Here is a 17,654-nt window from a genome sequence, read left to right as displayed (position 1 = left end):
CCTTAGTAACAGTCCAAAAAAAACGGCTTAGTCCAATACCAAGCCGTTTCACATACTCTTTTACTATAACATTCTCCCAAGCGGACCATTCTCATCAATGATGTCCTGAAGGTCATACACAGAAATCGGAAACATCGGAAATCCATACACATAAGGCGTAATATCATATAATTGAAAATAAATAACAAGCGCCTTGTCTGCAATATAAAAATCCTGATCAGGCTTGATTGCTGTAAAAGGTTCAAATACAGGAATCTCACGTTGTTCAATTTGGGACCTAATGATCTCAGAAAGTCTCCCTACATAATCACTGCCAGGCTTAAACAAATCTTTCAACCTGCTAAGCTTCCTTTCTTTTAAATCAAATGTCAACGACTTGAGATACGTCATTCCATGTGCTGCTTGCTGATGGTACGTATAATTAGACATTGTGAGACTGAAGACATCACGTTGATTATTTTTCACTTCATATTCCCCAAGCATCTCCTCCACAGTTGCAGGCGTTTCTCCTGCTTGTGTATCAATCAACTGTTGAACAGCTTGAACAATCGTATGATTCATAAACCTTTCCATTGCTTGGTCACGCATTCCAAGGACTTGCGGGTAAAATACTGTTTTTTTCGGCCCACTACTTATCTTCGCGGTTTTAATCTTAACGGGAAATGAATTGACCATCTGAACCCATCCTTTATCATTTTTACCACATTATATTCTTCCCTTGGGTAAATGTACTTCCGTTGTAAGCTTCAGGAGTTTTTTATTTAGGCTGTTTTCGCATATATTGTTGCTTGTGATACCGCAGCCTGAATACACTCCGCGTCCTGTGGGAGCCTACTAGTCCCACGGGAGTCTCCGTGTATTCAGTCTGCTAGAAATCGATTCTCAATTAATTCACCTCAAAAAACAACAAACTTTGAGAAAACAGCCTTTATTTAAAATTATTCCATCATCGCAAACTTTATATTATAATTTTAAGAATATTAAAAAAGGAGGGAACCCCATGAACGATTGTTTTATCTGCAAGAAACATTCAGGTGCGATTCAAACTTCAGGAGTCACCATTTACGAGGACGAGTATGTCTATGTTGGGCATATTGATCGAACCGGTGAGCCTAATTACTTAGGGCATATTATGATCGATTTAAAAAGGCACGCTCCAACACTTGGTGATATGAATCCAGAAGAAGCGAAAGCATTCGGAGTAACCATTGCTAGAGTAAGTAAAGCCCTTATTCAATCCGAGAAAGCTGAACATATCTATTCATATGTCATGGGAGATGCGGTTCCTCACCTACATATGCACATCGTTCCTCGTTATCCAAACACACCGAAAGAATTCTGGGGACAAAATGCGGTCTATGATTGGACAGAGGCTCCAATGGGCAACAACCAAGACGTGATTGACCTATGTACTCGCATGAAATCCTACATCGAGAATCATCCATATGAGTAATCCCACCATAGAATTCAATTGGGTTGGAAGCCAAATCCCCTTCATCGATCAACCACATATTCACCGACTCAACCATATTGTCGTAGGTCGATATGGAGGTAACTCAAGTGCTGGCCAAACTAAGAATGAAGATGGGTGCTTAATCTGGTTTAACAAAAAAGGAGATTGGGAGTTTGTCATTCTAATGGATGCACACAACACAGCAGAAAGTGCTGAACTAATCGTAAAACAACTCACTCTCGAAAAAGACCAAATTCAACTTATTTTATCAATGCCTATTACTCATCAGACCTTTAAAAAATTAGAAGAAAAAATCTTATCGATCTTTCAATCTAATCAATTCTTATCAGCTTGTCGTACCATTACAGGAGAAACTGCTTGTTTAATTGTTGCAAGAAAAGATAAATATGTATGGTGGTTTTCCGTCGGGGACTGCGTTCTTTATCTCCTCCATGAGGAACTAGCCGCACTTGGCCAATATCAGGTAAACCAAAGGCAATTCTACGAATGGATTGGACAAGTTAATACGTTTGAGGAGCCAGTTCCTTGCTACAATGTTGGCATGAAGGAATTAAGAAAAGGGGACAACCGTCTTTTTCTGACAACAGATGGTTTAATAGAATGTCCAAATGACCCTTATTCAAATCCAATCACCATCTATCATACATTCAAGAATTCAAAACAAAATGATAGCATTTCGTCCATGTTCGAAACGTTAATAAAAAATGAGGTAAGAGATAGCACCACCATTGTTTCTTGGAACATACCTATTTTAAAGGAAGCAACAAAGCCAAGTAACGCATAACAAAAAGCACCGCAAGTACGGTGCTTTTGTCTTTTATATCATTTCACACTACTGGCTATAAACATAGAGGCATCTTTCTTCATGAAAATCTCGCTTCCATGATAGAACGTCTTCATCTCAATTGATCGAAAGCCAATCTCAGTCAAAATGGTTGTCAACTCTTCATGCGTAAATCCATTATGGACCTTCGGATGATAAATTTGATCATTCTTGTCAAAATCAACAATAATGAGCTTGCCACCATCATTTAAGAGATTAAACATCTCTTTTAAAATCTGTTTAGTATCTGGAATATGAAGTAGGACTAGCGACATTAATACAATGTCTGCCTTAAGTTCAGGCGTTTCTTGTGTAAAATCTGAATAAAGAACATTTGCATTCGTCAATCCACGACGAGAAATTTATCCCTCTGCCACTTCTAACATCTTTTTAGATGCATCAATCAACACCATTGAATCAACGACATCCGATAATTCCAAACTAACTAAGCCTGTACCACTTCCATAGTCTATCAAAGTTTTGGATTGACTATTTTGCAACTCTTTTCTCACTTCTTTAACGACCACTTTCGCTAATTCGATTCTCTCTTCTGTATCATATCGTTTTGCCATCTCTTCAAAAACGTTATTCTCCATCCTTCACTCTCCTAAATCATCTATATATAATCGTAATTATACCAAAACCAATCCTTTAAATGAAAAGCTGAATAGTTAATAAGGATTCTAGCATACTTATTACATGGATATTTCCTTTGGATGCGTGAATAAAGCGAGACCTCGCAGGAAAGAGGATGCTCGCCGGTCACCCCCAGGACGCGGAGTGTAGCTATATTCCCACGAAAGTCTAAGGTTATTCAATGAATGGCTCTGCTGGAATCATTTCTACTCTTTTATTCAACAAAAATAGCCCTCATTCCGACGAAACTTAGACATATTCCAACGAAAGTATAGCTTGATTCAACGAATGGCTCTGCTGGGATCATAACTACTCTTTTATTCAACGAAAATAGCGCTTATTCCGACGGAACTTAACCATAATCCAACGAAAGTATAGCTTGATTCAACGAATGGCCCCGCTGAGATCATATCTACTCTTTTATTCAACGAAAATAGCCCTCATTCCAACGAAACTTAGCCATATTCCAACGAAAGTATAGCTTGATTCAACGAATGGCTCTGCTGGGATCATATCTACTCTTTTATTCAACGAAAATAGCGCTTATTCCGACGGAACTTAACCATAATCCAACGAAAGTACAGCATTAATTCAACGAATGGCTCTGTTGGGATCATATCTACTCTTTTATTCAACGAAAATAGCGCTTATTCCGACGGAACTTAACCATAATCCAACGAAAGTACAGCATAATTCAACGAATGGCTCTGTTGGGATCATATCTACTCTTTTATTCAACGAAAATAGCGCTTATTCCGACGGAACTTAACCATAATCCAACGAAAGGGCAGCATAATTCAACGAATGGCTCTGCTGGGATCATAATCTACTCTTTTATTCAACGAAAATAGCCCTCATTCCAACGAAACTTAGCCATATTCCAACGAAAGTACATCATAATTCAACGAATAGCTCTGCTGGAACCATATCTACTCTTTTATTCCACGAAAATATCGTTCATTGCAACGAACTTCATTCAAACTGCAGCAAAATAAAAAACACCTACCAAATGAGAATAACATTTGATAGGCATATATGTTTTTTTCTCCTAGTTACATCATCCGACGTTGGAATCGTTCCTATTTTCCACAACACTTCTTATATTTTTTCCCGCTTCCGCAAATACATGGGTCATTTCGCCCGACTTTTGTTGCAGGTTGCTCAATCTCCGTTGAAGATGCCTGTTTTGGCGGTATAAATGAAGTTGTATTTAGTGGAAGTAACTGCTTGCGTTCATGCTTCGATAGTTCGAGTGGTGTATGTCCCTTAATCATCCATTGTCTTGTGTTATTAGATGCATCCATCACAAGCTCTGTTAACTGTTTAAGGAATTCGAATGAAGGAAACTCAAATAATGTTTGTAAATACTCGATAATTGGATTCGGACTTACTTCCTCATTAATAATCAAAATGATATCATCAGCGATTTCATCTAATTCCTGAGTTGATAGGTCATATCCTTCTTTCAGGAACTTCAATAGCTTGTCCATTTCCTTTGATTTATCAATATATCCAGATGTTCCCGCTTGAAGCAATTGCTTCTTGGTAAATGGATAATAATCTACATTTGGCCTCTGTCTATGATCCATTAATACCTCTTTTGGATCAATGATTCTTTCATCTGACATCAACGTTGCACTATAAGAAACTTCTTGATAATATTCAGAAGCAGCAGAAATCACTTTGTTAAAGTCATGAACATTCACTTGCTCACTTGAGAGACTCTCGACTTTTTCTCTAACCTTGAACGTTTCCATTACACCATAAAAATATAGCATTCCATGTGTTAATTGGATCCATTCCGTGTTTCGCTTCAACACTCTCTGTAATTCTACTTCATTTACAGTATCAAATAGCTCTACCACTTCTGTTGGCATCACTAACAGCTTACGATCATCTTCAATTATAGGGAAAACCATTCCATATCCCATAAGAGCTTCAATCTGATACAAAGGAACCTCATCAATCTCTACGAGAATACCACTCTTTTTAATCGATTTAAGAAATTTGTATCTTTCTAGATCTAACAGTGACAGGATTTGATTGAAATGAACAGGCATCGCCTCTGCTAATGCAACAGCAAGGTCTGCTTTTTTCAGGCCACTTACACCCTTAATCTCTAAATTCTTACGGATGATATCAAGCTCACTTTTTGTTAATAATCCTAACAAGCTTTGAAGCTCGTAAGATTGTGAACTCTTCTTCCAAATCCGCTTTTCTTCTTTCTCTAGTTGTGCTTGGTACGACTTTAATTCTTTAAGCAGCACCTTATCTTCTGTTATATTATTCATGAAAATCTCCTTCTTTAAAACAATAAGACAGCTCGAAGTGCCTCTTTTTTTTTCAGCACTATATTATACCACAAAATTGGCTAATTGGGGACGGTTCTCATGCTGCCTTCCTTGTTTCGACTAATTCGAGACTAACTCGGGACGGTTCTTACACTTCCATTCTTTACCTCGCATTCTAGTATCAGGAGGCAAGCTTCGTCCCAAAATAATCACTTCAGCCGTTGTGCTTTAAGAAAGGAAAGCAATCTATTATTCGTTTCTCCAGCCGCCGCCCCAATCCAAATTAAATGTCCCCATGTATCCAGAAGAGATAGTTCAGAAGATGAGATATGTTCATGAGCAAAATAGGGATGATCCAATGAAACTGAACCGTCATGATGACTATGCATAATAAGTGTCGGACATTTGATTGCTTGTAGTTCTTGTTCGGATACCTTATTGACCTGTTCCAAATCAATCATAAATCCTTCACCCGAACGTTGCCGATTATTCATTTTCCGGATTGCTTCCACATCATTCTGATGGAATTTTGCAGTCGCATCCTTGTATTTTAACTTACTAAATGATGGAAACATCTGCTGAAATATAAAACTAGGAAATGCGTTATTCATCATAGAAATCATCTTCCATGTATATTTTTCTACATTTGGACGAAAGATGACCTTGGCAGCTTTGTACTCTATATCCTTTGGAGTCAGCCATTCCTTTGTCACCGCAGATTGGAGGATTAATGACTGTACCTGATGGGGGTGCGTTGCTGCAAAATGAATTCCACTAGGACCACCTGCCGATATTGCAACTAAGTGAACCTTATCTATATGTAAGTGCTCTAGTAATTTTGAATAATACTCACAGGCCAATGATAAGCTCTCACCAATCTCCTTTGATGTCCCTCCATAGCCTGGTCTTGATGGAGTAATCATCATATAGCTATTCTCCACCAACACCTCATATCCAAACTCCTCACGACAATTCGAATGTCCTCCGTGCATGACCAAAATAGGTTCTCCAGTGCCAACTACTGAATATTCAATAGTTAGACCATCAATTGTTAGCATCTCAATCCTTCTTTTCACCAAGTCTCACTCCCTTTGGGGACGGTTCTGATGTTTCCTACCCATTGCAATCCCCATTTATATTATTCTATTTTTATCCCAATCTTCTCTCGTCAATTTCATATTAATAGAATCAATCCATTTCCCGTCGTACTCTAGATCATTTTTATCTACACTACCTACAACAAACCCGACTTTTTCATAGACATGTCTAGCTCTTGGATTGAACTCGAAGACACTTAAGGTTAATTGCTGTAGATTCGTATGTTTAAAGACGTAATCAATAAACAATTGAGTTGCTTCTGTTCCAAGTCCTCGGTCTCTTCCTCGTGGACCTATCAGAATTCTAAAATTCATACTCTGTTGCTTCTCATCATATAAATTGACAACCACTTCTCCAACCATCACATTCCGTGTCTTATCAACAATGGCTAAATCTAACCGATCCTTTTGCTCATTTCTGGTACGATACCAATTGATCAAAACATCTCGATCAAAATCACTCGAGCTCCCGGTCAATTTGATCACTTCAGGATCTGTAATGCATTCTTCAATTAAAGGCAGATCATCTTCATTAAACGGTCTTAGAATCACACGCTCTCCTCCTATTGACGGCTTTTCCTCAAGATTCACCATGCTTAACACACTCCTTTTGGCTAATTGGGGACGGTTCTGACGCTTCTTCCAGTGGAAAATCCGGTACACCAACCACTACATGCAATAAATTCTCCCCCTCCTATTCTCTACTAACCACTTTCCATAATCTTACTCTAACAATATCAAAGGCCTATAACAAAATACAGTTAAAAAAATTCATCACGACAATAAATAGTCATATGCAAGCATTCAAACCACCACACACGAAAAAGCCCTCCACCACCCGATGAAGGACCTCGTACATTCCACTCTAGTAGAAACCTATTTTATCTTCGGAAACTGACGCATATGATACGCTACCCGCTCAATCTCACCACTTTCATCCCTAACAAAGCGAATTAATTCCTTTTGATCTTTGACAATCGCAAGAAACAAATCCTGTCCGACACATTGAATCGGGAACGATGTCCCATGGGAACTGAACTCAAGTCCATCGTCAATGACATCAATCTTAAGTCCCATCCCTTCATTTGAAGCGTAGATTCCCTCATAATCTCGTAATTGCTCAGACGACATTTCATACTCCTCTGTTGAATAAGGAGTTGCCTCAACAGGACGACCCTCTAAATCATTTAGTGCTCCACTCATGATTGTCGTTGCAGGAACACCGGCTAGATTTGTTAGAATCATACCCGTAACTCCACGTTCAGGAATAATACAGAGTTGAGAAGCAATTGCTTTAAGATTTCCTCCATGTTCGACCAGAGTAGCACCATGATAATCAGGTGTAATCATAAAGCCATAGCCATAAAATCGACCTGGAGAACATTCAATATACGGGGTAATCATCTGTTCAACACTTTCTTCAGTTAGTATTCGCTTATCTCCAACCATCCCTTTCGTTCGGATGATTTCAGCATATTTAAGCATATCATTCACTGTTGATTTTAAGGCTCCAGCACCTCGCATTGACGGTGATTCCCACCAAACGGGGGCCTCATATACCTCCATCCCAGCTTCTACTTTTCTAGCAGCATAAAGGGAAGTGATATTTTCATAGTCTCCTAATTCCTCAATGACAAAACAAGAATGCTCCATCCCACAAGGATCCAGAATATAATCCTTTACAAATTGTTCAAACGAGATTCCACTTACTCGCTGCACAATTGTTCCTAATAAGGCATAGCAGTCATTCGAGTAACTAAACTCCGTTCCTGGCTCACCCAACAGGTCAAAATCTAATCCAGCGATGAATTCCATCAGCTGTTCATATGTATCAATTGGTGGCTGCTGATCATCCTTCACAATTTGTAAACCCGGATAATCCTGAGCTGACGGATCAATGTCTAGACTTCTTTTCTTCGCATAAATAAGCGATGGAAGGGGTGGAATTCCAGCTGAATGAGTCATGAAGTGGTGAATGGTCATCTTATCAGTTGCATCAGTTGGTGTTGAAAATTCAGGTAAGTATTTTACAACCGGATCATGTACAGAAAGCTTTCCTTGTTCTTGAAGAATCATAATTGCTACACAAGTGAATGATTTCGTCACCGAGGCGATTCCATAGACAGTATCCATCGTTACAGGTAACTGCTTCTCAATATTTCGGTATCCAAACCCTTTTTCGTAGACAACTTCCCCATTATGAGCGAACCCAATAGCTGTCCCTGGAATCTGATACTTCTGAATTAATTCTTCCGCATACGTTTCAAACGCACTCATTGTTACTTGACCATTCATTTCATTTCCCCCTTAAATTATCATGAATTATCCTCATTCTGATAAAATGAAAAATAATGCTCACTCGATTGATTATAGTATTCCACTCTTGCCTCAACATTTTCTTTGTCCGTCACCGTTACACTAGAAATCAACGCATTTAAAATCGAAAACAAGGGTGTCATTCCTTTCAAACTCGTTGGATTCGGTGTAATGACTTGAAACGTCGTGTCAGCCATCACTCCAACCGGAGATAGCTCATTATCTGTAACGGCAATAACCTTCGCTCCCTTTTCTTTAGCTGCCTTGACGAAAGAAACCGTCTGCTTCACATATCGCTGAAACGATAAGGCAATAATGAGCCAATCCTCATTAATTTCTGTTAAAAGATAGTTGGCATCATCAATATCACCTTTAAATAAAATGGTTTCTCCCTTAATGATATTTAAGGTATAGGCAAGCCAATTAGCTGGAGCATGAGAAGTTCTAAGTCCAACAACAACTATTTTTTTAGCACGCACAATCTCTTGCACAGCTTCTGAGAAAAGAGCTTCATCGATTTTTTCATAGGTTTGCTTAATATACTCAATATCCTGCTCCATCACCTTAGTAATCGTATTATTCTCCGTTTCAATTCCTTTTGTAAATGCTTGAAATGGGTCTTCACCATCAGGAAGAAGCAGTGCCTTACGGATATCCTCCTGCAAGGCTGCATAACCAGAATAACCTAATGCTGTACTACATCTAATCACAGTCGTCTCACTTGTTTCAGTCAATTTCCCTATTTCCTTGGCTGGATATAAAGCGATTAATTTAGGGTTATCAATAATAAAATTTGCTACATGCTTTAGTCGTTGAGATAAGTCGTTATAATGCTGTTTCACTTGTTGCTTAATTCTTTTCAATGGATTCTCTCCTATCATTTATGTATCTATGTTGAGTGATTATATTCGGGGTCATACAAATGACAGGATACCACATGTCCAGGACTTAGTTCTATAGCCCTAGGCGCAATCTCTGTACATATTTCCATACATGAACGGCAACGAGGATTAAATGTACAGCCAGTCGGTGGATTAGATGGGTTAGGGACATCACCAGTTAGGATAATTCGCTCCTTTTTAATTGTTGGATCTGGAACTGGTACAGCTGACATTAATGCTTGAGTATATGGATGTGATGGATTATTGAATAAATCATCCTTTGAAGCAAACTCTACCATCCGCCCTAAATACATTACACCGATTTTGTCACTTATATGTTTGACGACACTAAGATCATGAGCAATGAAAATATAAGTTAATCCCATTTGATCCTGAAGATCCTGGAAGAGATTAAGAATTTGTGCTTGGATTGACACGTCAAGAGCTGAAACAGGTTCATCCGCAATAATGAGCTTCGGATTCACCGCAATTGCCCGGGCAATTCCAATTCTTTGTCTTTGACCTCCACTAAATTCATGCGGATAACGTTCATACGCAGTTCGGTTAAGTCCTACTTTTTCCAGTAAATCGTATACCATTTTCTTCTGTTCTTTAGAATTTTTACCTATCCGATGAGTCGCTAAGGCTTCTTCTAAAATCGCTCCTACTTGAATTCGTGGATTTAAAGAGGCATAAGGATCCTGAAAGACAATTTGCATATCCTTCCGCAGTTTCCTTAATTCTTTTTTGTCCATTGAAGTCACTTCAACGCCGTTGTATTTAACCGAACCACTTGTTGGTTCAATAAGACGGAGAATACTACGACCAGTCGTAGATTTCCCACAACCACTTTCACCAACTAGCCCAAGAGTATCCCCCTCTTCTAAGGAAAAACTAATTCCATCCACAGCCTTCACATAGCCATTTGTTTTCTTGAGCAACCCGCTTTTTATCGGAAAATATGTTTTTAAATCCCCTACTTCAAGTAAAGTTGTCCCCATTATTCTCCCTCCTTTTTCTCATGAATCCAGCATCTAACCGTTTGTTTTCCTAAAGAAATAAGAGGTGGGTTCTTCTCTGCACAGATATCCATTGCATCCTTACATCGATTCCGAAATGGGCATCCCTTTGTAATCTCTCCTAGATTTGGAACGTTCCCAGTAATCGGATCTAATCGAGTTTGCTGCTTAACCATATTCGGGATCGAGTTAATTAACCCAATCGTATAGGGGTGCTTCGGCGATTTAAAAAGCGTGTACACATCAGCCTCTTCCACAATTTGCCCATAATACATGACCATGACTCTGTCAGCAATATCAGCAACTACCCCAAGATCATGAGTAATTAAGAGAATGGTTGTGCTATATTGCTTTTTCAATTCATTCATTAAATCGAGGATTTGTGCTTGTATTGTTACATCCAAGGCAGTCGTCGGTTCATCAGCAATCAGTAATTTAGGATTACAGGCCATCGCCATGGCGATCATGATTCTTTGTCTCATTCCACCAGATAATTGATGTGGGTATTCCTTAATGATCTTGTCTGGTCTTGGGATCCCGACTTTTTTCAGCATCTCAATCGTACGAATTATACGCTCTTCCTTCGTACAATCAGTGTGCAATTCTATAACTTCTCCAATTTGGTCTCCAATTTTATGAACTGGATTCAGTGAAGTCATCGGCTCTTGGAAAATCATCGAAATATCACTGCCACGGATTTTCCTCATATGCTTGGCTGCTAGCCCATTTAGTTGTTTGTCACCTAATTTAATCATGCCTTCAACTGTTCCAGAATGAGTGGGGATCAACCCCATAATTGAAAGTGAAGTCACACTTTTTCCACAACCAGATTCGCCAACTAGGGCAACCGTTTCACCTTCTTTTAAGCTGAAGCTAACATTATTGACTGCTGCCACTTGTTTCTTGTCATTTTTGAATTTAATATATAGTTCTTCTACTGTTAACAGGTTGGGTCTTTCATCGACATTCTGCGCGAGTACATCCGAATTTGCTTGTATAGCTGCCATCAAACTCCCCCCTCATTTATTTTAATCTCGGGTCAAGTGCGTCTCTTAATCCGTCTCCTAGTAGGTTAAATCCTAATACCACCATCATAATTGCAAAACCAGGGAATAAGGTCATCCACCAGGCATTTAAGAAGAAGGACTTTCCAACAAAAGCCATCGCGCCCCATTCTGGTGTTGGCGGCTGTGCACCTAGTCCTAAGAAGCTTAATGATGCTGCCGATAAAATACTTGTGCCAAATTGTAATGTTGATAGAACAATGACAGGTGACATAACGTTAGGGAGAATATGCTTCCAGATAATCTTGAAATCACTCACACCTAATGCCTTCACCGCCTCAATATATTCCTTTTCACGGATAGACAATACTGTTCCTCGAACCACCCTTACATATGAAGGGATCACAGAAATCGCGACTGCAATCATCGCATTTGTTAGACCTACCCCTAAGACAGCAATAATCGCAATGGCTAATAAGAGGGATGGAAATGCAAGTAAGATATCCATACATTGCATAATATAAATATCTAATTTACGGTAATAGCCTGAAATAACACCTAATAGCACACCAAAGATTCCTGCAATGGACACGGCGACAAGCCCCATCATTAATGATACTCGGCCACCATGAATCATCCGCGACATAATATCTCGACCGAATTCATCTGTACCTAGCCAATGCTCAGCTGAAGGCGCAATGAATCGATTCTCCATTTTCATTTCCTCAACTGGATAGGGAGCAATAAGAGGAGCAAACACGGCTGTGATGATAAAAAAAAGCAGGATACCAGCTCCAGCTAGAGCTCCTTTATTCTTTTTCAACCGACGCCACACCAAAGACCAATACGAATTTGGCTTAGCTTCTACTACTTCAGGTAGCACTTGATCGGTTTTGGATTCAGTAACTATTTGACTCAATATGTTCAGCCACCCTTCTATTCGTATTTAATCCTTGGGTCAATGGCACTATAAATGATATCAACAATTAAATTAACGATAATGAAGATAAATGCCATAAATAACACCAAGCCTTGGATCGTTGGCATATCTCGAGTTGCAATAGCATCAATCGCTAAGCTTCCTATACCAGGCAAAGCGAAGACCGTTTCCGTCACAACTGCCCCGGCTAACAAGTTCCCAAATTGCAAGCCGATCATTGTAATAACTGGAATCAACGCATTCTGTAATCCATGACCGAATATTAATCGAAGTACATTTACCCCTTTCGCCTCAGCCGTTCTCATATAATCCTGTTTAATGACTTCAAGCATACTAGAGCGCGTCATCCGAGCAATATTCCCAGCTGTCGCAAGACCTAAGGTAATCGATGGTAAAATCAATGAATAGATACCGTCATAACCTGAAATTGGGAAAATTGGAATTTGATAAGCAAAGAAGTAAATTAAAAAGAGTGCAATCCAGAAGCCTGGTGCAGAAATTCCCACTAATGAGACAAGCATAGCTAACTGATCATAGATTGTATTTTGTTTCACAGCAGCAATTGTCCCCATCACAATTCCTAAAATTGATCCAATAACTAAACTATAAATCGCTAATTGGAAGGTAACGGGAAAACGATTAATGATTTCGTCCAATACGAGTTGATTTGTTAAATATGATTTACCTAGATTCCCTTGTAGGGCATCACCGATAAAGCTGAAATACTGCACGAGAAGAGGTTTATCAAGCCCAAGACTTGCTTTTAAATTTGCAATCGCTTCTTCTGTTGCAAACTCACCAAGTATGTTTAACACGGGATCACCAGGAATTAAGTGAATCATCAAAAACACAAGGATTGAAACACCTATTAGAGTAATAAGCATGGTGAAGCTTCGTTTAAGTAAGTATTTCGTCAAGTGTACATTCCCCCCCTAAAAAAACGTTGTTATCAATTAAACAATAAAGTTGGGAAAGTACTTGTCACTTTCCCAACCGACAGCCAAAAGAACGATTATTTCTTCAACTTCACATCAGACCAGATAATAGTTCCTGTAATCGGATGGATTTTGAAGCCTTCTAAATCGCGATAAGCTGTCACATTCTCACGAACAAATAATGGTACCCATGGAGCTTCTTCCACTAGAATCATTTGTGCTTCTTCATACATCTTCATGCGTTCCTCATGATCCATTGTGATACGAGCTTCTTCTAGGATTTCAATTAATTCATCATTTTGATAGTGAACACGTGTTGAAAGGTCACGACCAAACATAGAGTGCAAAATATCAGCATCATACCAGCCAAAGTTCCATAACAACATTTCATGAACCCCTTCTGGACTCTGAGCACGAATGGTTGCATCCTCTTGAACTGAAATCTGCATATCAATGCCTACTTCCTTCAATTGGTTCTGTAATACTTGAGCAATACGCTGCATCGTTGGTTCCTGTGTCACCCAAAGTTCAACTGCTAGAGGATTTGATTCAGAGTATCCTGCTTCAGCTAATAACTTCTTAGACTCTTCTAAATCACGAGCATACATTTGTGCTGCTGTATCCTCTACTCCTTGGTTATAACCTGGAATTGTTGGAGGTAGTGGACCAAAGATTGGTTGTGCTGCACCCTCTAATGCAAAATCAACAATTGGAGCACGGTCAACAGCTAAAGCAATCGCCTTTCTCACTCTTATATCCTGGAATTTAGGCTTCTTATTATTCATTCCAAGGTATACATGTCCATTAGCCAATGTTCTTGCTAGCTCTGTATTTGGATCTGCTTCTAATTCAGCAATATAGTTTGGCGGAACAGACAGCATTACTTGTGTATTTCCACCTTTAAATTCTAGTAATCTCGTATCATCATCAGCGATAAAACGGAACAAGACTTCATCAAAGCCTGCGGCACCTTTATTTTCTGAATACGGTGCACCTAATGTGAACCCATCAAAGGATTCAAAGGTAATTGACGACCCTCTATTAATCTCTTTTACACTTAAAATCCCTGCAGAGCTTGCATGATTACCAAAGTCATCTCCATGCTCTTCAATCGCTGTTGGATCTAATGGAGCTAAATAAGCTGTTGTTGCATTACTTAAAAATGGAGCAAATGGTTCACTGAAATGCATCTCCAAAACCAGTTCATCTGCTACAACCATTTCCTCTAATGGCCCGACCATGTAAGCAGTTGGAGATGATTCCTTAAATCGTTCAAACGATATTTTTACTGCTTCAGCTGTAACAGGCGCTCCTGAATGGAAGGTTGCTCCTGACTTTAACGTGAAAGTTATGACTTTTCCATCTTCAGAAATATCGTATTTCTCTGCTAATGCAGGGATAATCGTACCATCCTCATCAAAACGAACTAGTGGTTCATAAAGATGTGTATTCGCATCATCTACCCATGTTGTTCTCTGTACATCCACTGTGTCTGGCTCTCTAACTGATGTCACTGTAATTGTTCCACCACTTGCTCCTGCATCGGTTGTCTCTTCTCCAGAATCAGTTCCAGTATCCCCTTCCCCTTCATTTGCTGTATTATCTGCCGACGTACATGCAGCCAAAAGTAAAACAAATAACAATGACAATAACATTAGTAAACTTTTTCTCTTCATCACTTTTCCACTCCCTATTTAGTCGCTACTTGTGATACTGCTTTTAACGGATAAACATCCGTCTTAAGATTCGTATAATCAAAGGTTGTGAAATCTAATGTTGATAAACCTGGTGAATCAACCGTAATGATTTTTGAACTATTTGGTTCAAATCCTGCTCGAAAATGTTGACTAGATTTTATTGCAATAATCTTATATTCTTTCACATCAATTCCATGTAAAAGAAAAATTTGTTCATCTAATGTTTGTGATTTTACAGAGCAAACAATGATATCTAAGCCATCACATTGTAAACGAACAGATCTGCCAAGATTGATTTTTCCACCCTTCCCCATTGGAGAAGATTGGATAAAACGACCATCCGTTAGGCACTTAACATAAGCCTTGAGTGCTATTGGTTCACCGTGCAAATCATCTGTTTTCCCTCCAAGAAGGACATCGACGCTGGAACCGATTCCAGCCTTGAATGCTATATCAACGACCTCAGGATCATACATGAATCCAAATGCAGCATTGCTCACTTTTTCTTCGATCAAAGCTCTTAATAGAAATGTCCCGTCACCAGGTGTTCCACCGCCTGGATTGTCTGACGTCTCATTTAAAACGACAGGATGGCCATCATAGCTTAATGCTTGGGCAATTCCTTCTTTTGGTGATGGTTTCTTTTGATAGAATTGGTCTTTTATTCCCCATATATAGGAGGAAACATCTCTGGCTGCTTCCTTTGCTAAATCGGGATGATCATTTGTTGTGACTAGAACTGTAACGCCAATATCAGCTATATTTGTGTAAGGAAATCCGTGATAGAAGGTACAATCTACAATCCTCTCATTTTCTTCCCACTCCGAGCAGCGTGCATTAATCTCACTAGCCGGAGGTAAATTCGTTGTCGATGTTGGAATAATCATGGGTAGTTTTGCTAGATACATAGTTGGTTTGAGGTCTTTTTGAATGATTGTTTTAGCTATATTCACTGCTTCTTTGCCAATTTCATAAGAATCAGTATGAGGATATAAGTTATTACCTAGAAGTACATCAGCCTCTTGAACCATTAATTGAGTGACGTTTGCGTGTAAATCAAGTGTGACTACTAATGGAATCTCGTAACCAATAACTGTACGGATTTCTTTGAGTAGTTCTCCTTCTAAATCTTCTGTGCTTTCTGTAACACCAGCTCCGTGTAATGCAAGACAAATGGCGTCATAAGAGGTTGCTTTTGTAATCGCTCCGATTAGTTCTTCCTTTAGAGCTTCATAAGCAAGAGAAGTAATCACACCGGCTGGATATGCGAATGTTGAGAATGTTGGAATCACTTCAATCCCTAATTGCTCCGCACGATCAATCATTCCACCGACATAATTTCTGACTTTCCGGTTCTTCGAAATCACAGCTTCTCCTACATCCCAACCCCAAAGCTTAAACGACTCTTCATCTGTTTTGACATTTGAAAAAGTGTTTGTCTCATGTGCAATTTGCCCAATTAGAATCTTCAATCACTGCACCCCCTGTTTTATGTAAATATCAAATCGTTGTTTAAACTTCACTTTTTATCATTTGTGAAGTCTATCATTTACGATGATTTTATTATACATAGCTTATCTGTAACTTACAATACATTTTTCAGAATATTTTTATTATTGTTGTTAGAATATCTTACACTCTTCCCTTAAGATGATGTGACAAAGTAGTCATATGCTGTCAATGCTAGCTTTGCGATGACTTCCTCTCCTTGAGGTATTGTCGGATTATCCTTTGAAAAGACTGCGATAACAAATAATCCCTTTTTATCTGGTAATTGAACAATCCCACAATCATTCACAACGCTTCCTAACGTACCTGACTTACACCCAACCAATGTACCTTTTGGCAAGAGCCGAGGAATTCTATTCCGAAGCTGTTGCTTTGTCATAATGTCAAAAATCTTAGCTGAAGCTTCCTCTGAAATGACTTTTTTTGTGACAATATGTTCTAGTAAAATCCCCATCTCAATTGGGGTGCTCACATTATTTTCAGTAGTCTCTTGATAGACAATCGAGTCTTGATCCATTTCATCATGATTTAACAAATGGTTGAGTTTTTGATAGTAGGTTAGAGAATAAGGCTTTGGCTCTAATCCGACACAGAGACTAAGAAGCTCCCAGCAATTAAATCGAATAAAGGTTTTCGATAATCCAAGCTCACTCATATACTCTTGAACTCTCTCTTTTCCCACAATCGATAGAACCTGATCTGTTGCAAGATTATCACTAACAATAATCATCATTGTCGCTAAATCCTTGATCGTCACCTCAACACCTGGTTCAAGCTCTTTAAAAATGCCTGAACCAGGTACTATGTCCTCACTAGTTAGCCTTACCCTTTGATTTAAATCGGTTCTCCCCTCCACAACATCACGCATAAGTGTGGCTAAGATTGGCACTTTAAAGACACTTGCTGTCTGAAATAGACGGTCACCATTAACACTTGCAGATTCCATCGTGATAAGATGCTTCACATAAACACCAAATGTCCCTTGTTGCTGCGCGACAACCCTCTCAATGCTTTCTTGTAAATTCATTTCCT

At 39.0% G+C, this 17,654-nt stretch carries 15 protein-coding genes and 1 pseudogene; 2 read left to right on the top strand and 14 right to left on the bottom strand.

The features are described from left to right. Nucleotides 1-63 precede the first annotated feature (63 nt). On the bottom strand, nucleotides 64-675 hold the full coding sequence (locus F7888_RS07145; protein ID WP_191778478.1) for a DUF3298 and DUF4163 domain-containing protein: 612 nt from the start codon (nucleotides 673-675) through the stop codon (nucleotides 64-66). Nucleotides 676-1,000: 325 nt separating this feature from the next. Between F7888_RS07145 and F7888_RS07140 the strand changes: the two genes are divergently transcribed. Further along, the gene (locus F7888_RS07140; protein WP_191778477.1) at nucleotides 1,001-1,453 is read left to right on the top strand and encodes an HIT family protein; all 453 of its coding nucleotides are present in this window, start codon (nucleotides 1,001-1,003) and stop codon (nucleotides 1,451-1,453) included. After that, complete coding sequence (locus F7888_RS07135) at nucleotides 1,446-2,258, top strand: protein phosphatase 2C domain-containing protein (protein ID WP_191778476.1); 813 nt, start codon at nucleotides 1,446-1,448, stop codon at nucleotides 2,256-2,258. Before F7888_RS07140 ends, F7888_RS07135 begins: the two co-directional genes overlap by 8 nt. A 38-nt stretch (nucleotides 2,259-2,296) precedes the next feature. Here the strand turns inward: F7888_RS07135 and F7888_RS07130 are convergent. The 13 genes and pseudogenes from F7888_RS07130 to F7888_RS07070 form a co-directional block, all read right to left on the bottom strand. Continuing rightward, nucleotides 2,297-2,893: pseudogene (locus F7888_RS07130) on the bottom strand (class I SAM-dependent methyltransferase). Nucleotides 2,894-4,012: 1,119 nt separating this feature from the next. Further along, on the bottom strand, nucleotides 4,013-5,224 hold the full coding sequence (locus tag F7888_RS07125; RefSeq protein ID WP_191778475.1) for an SEC-C metal-binding domain-containing protein: 1,212 nt from the start codon (nucleotides 5,222-5,224) through the stop codon (nucleotides 4,013-4,015). Nucleotides 5,225-5,433: 209 nt separating this feature from the next. Then, nucleotides 5,434-6,300: an alpha/beta fold hydrolase gene (locus F7888_RS07120; protein ID WP_191778474.1), complete on the bottom strand. Its 867-nt coding sequence runs from the start codon at nucleotides 6,298-6,300 to the stop codon at nucleotides 5,434-5,436. A 57-nt stretch (nucleotides 6,301-6,357) separates the two neighbouring features. After that, nucleotides 6,358-6,915: a GNAT family N-acetyltransferase gene (locus tag F7888_RS07115; RefSeq protein WP_191778473.1), complete on the bottom strand. Its 558-nt coding sequence runs from the start codon at nucleotides 6,913-6,915 to the stop codon at nucleotides 6,358-6,360. Nucleotides 6,916-7,197: 282 nt separating this feature from the next. Beyond that, nucleotides 7,198-8,616: a serine hydrolase domain-containing protein gene (locus F7888_RS07110; protein ID WP_191778472.1), complete on the bottom strand. Its 1,419-nt coding sequence runs from the start codon at nucleotides 8,614-8,616 to the stop codon at nucleotides 7,198-7,200. A 20-nt stretch (nucleotides 8,617-8,636) separates the two neighbouring features. Continuing rightward, a complete protein-coding gene (locus F7888_RS07105) occupies nucleotides 8,637-9,500 on the bottom strand; it encodes a MurR/RpiR family transcriptional regulator (RefSeq protein WP_191778471.1) in 864 nt (287 codons plus the stop codon). 26 nt (nucleotides 9,501-9,526) lie between these two features. After that, nucleotides 9,527-10,519 (bottom strand): ABC transporter ATP-binding protein, encoded by a 993-nt coding sequence (locus tag F7888_RS07100; protein ID WP_191778470.1) that lies wholly within the window; start codon nucleotides 10,517-10,519, stop codon nucleotides 9,527-9,529. Then, the gene (locus tag F7888_RS07095; protein WP_191778469.1) at nucleotides 10,519-11,544 is read right to left on the bottom strand and encodes an ABC transporter ATP-binding protein; all 1,026 of its coding nucleotides are present in this window, start codon (nucleotides 11,542-11,544) and stop codon (nucleotides 10,519-10,521) included. Before F7888_RS07095 ends, F7888_RS07100 begins: the two co-directional genes overlap by 1 nt. A 16-nt stretch (nucleotides 11,545-11,560) precedes the next feature. Further along, nucleotides 11,561-12,451, bottom strand: a complete 891-nt coding sequence (locus F7888_RS07090) for an ABC transporter permease (protein WP_318246247.1) — start codon at nucleotides 12,449-12,451, stop codon at nucleotides 11,561-11,563. A 26-nt stretch (nucleotides 12,452-12,477) separates the two neighbouring features. After that, nucleotides 12,478-13,398: an ABC transporter permease gene (locus F7888_RS07085; protein WP_191778468.1), complete on the bottom strand. Its 921-nt coding sequence runs from the start codon at nucleotides 13,396-13,398 to the stop codon at nucleotides 12,478-12,480. Between the two features lie 95 nt (nucleotides 13,399-13,493). Then, on the bottom strand, nucleotides 13,494-15,092 hold the full coding sequence (locus tag F7888_RS07080; protein WP_191778467.1) for an ABC transporter substrate-binding protein: 1,599 nt from the start codon (nucleotides 15,090-15,092) through the stop codon (nucleotides 13,494-13,496). A gap of 14 nt (nucleotides 15,093-15,106) precedes the next feature. Continuing rightward, the gene (locus F7888_RS07075; protein ID WP_191778466.1) at nucleotides 15,107-16,585 is read right to left on the bottom strand and encodes a M81 family metallopeptidase; all 1,479 of its coding nucleotides are present in this window, start codon (nucleotides 16,583-16,585) and stop codon (nucleotides 15,107-15,109) included. A gap of 173 nt (nucleotides 16,586-16,758) precedes the next feature. Beyond that, the gene (locus F7888_RS07070; protein ID WP_191778465.1) at nucleotides 16,759-17,649 is read right to left on the bottom strand and encodes a serine hydrolase; all 891 of its coding nucleotides are present in this window, start codon (nucleotides 17,647-17,649) and stop codon (nucleotides 16,759-16,761) included. Between the last annotated feature and the right edge of the window lie 5 nt (nucleotides 17,650-17,654).

The organism is Litchfieldia stipae (assembly GCF_014837155.1).
Taxonomy (GTDB): Bacteria; Bacillota; Bacilli; order Bacillales; family Bacillaceae_L; genus Litchfieldia.
This window is presented reverse-complemented; position numbering and strand designations above follow the sequence as displayed.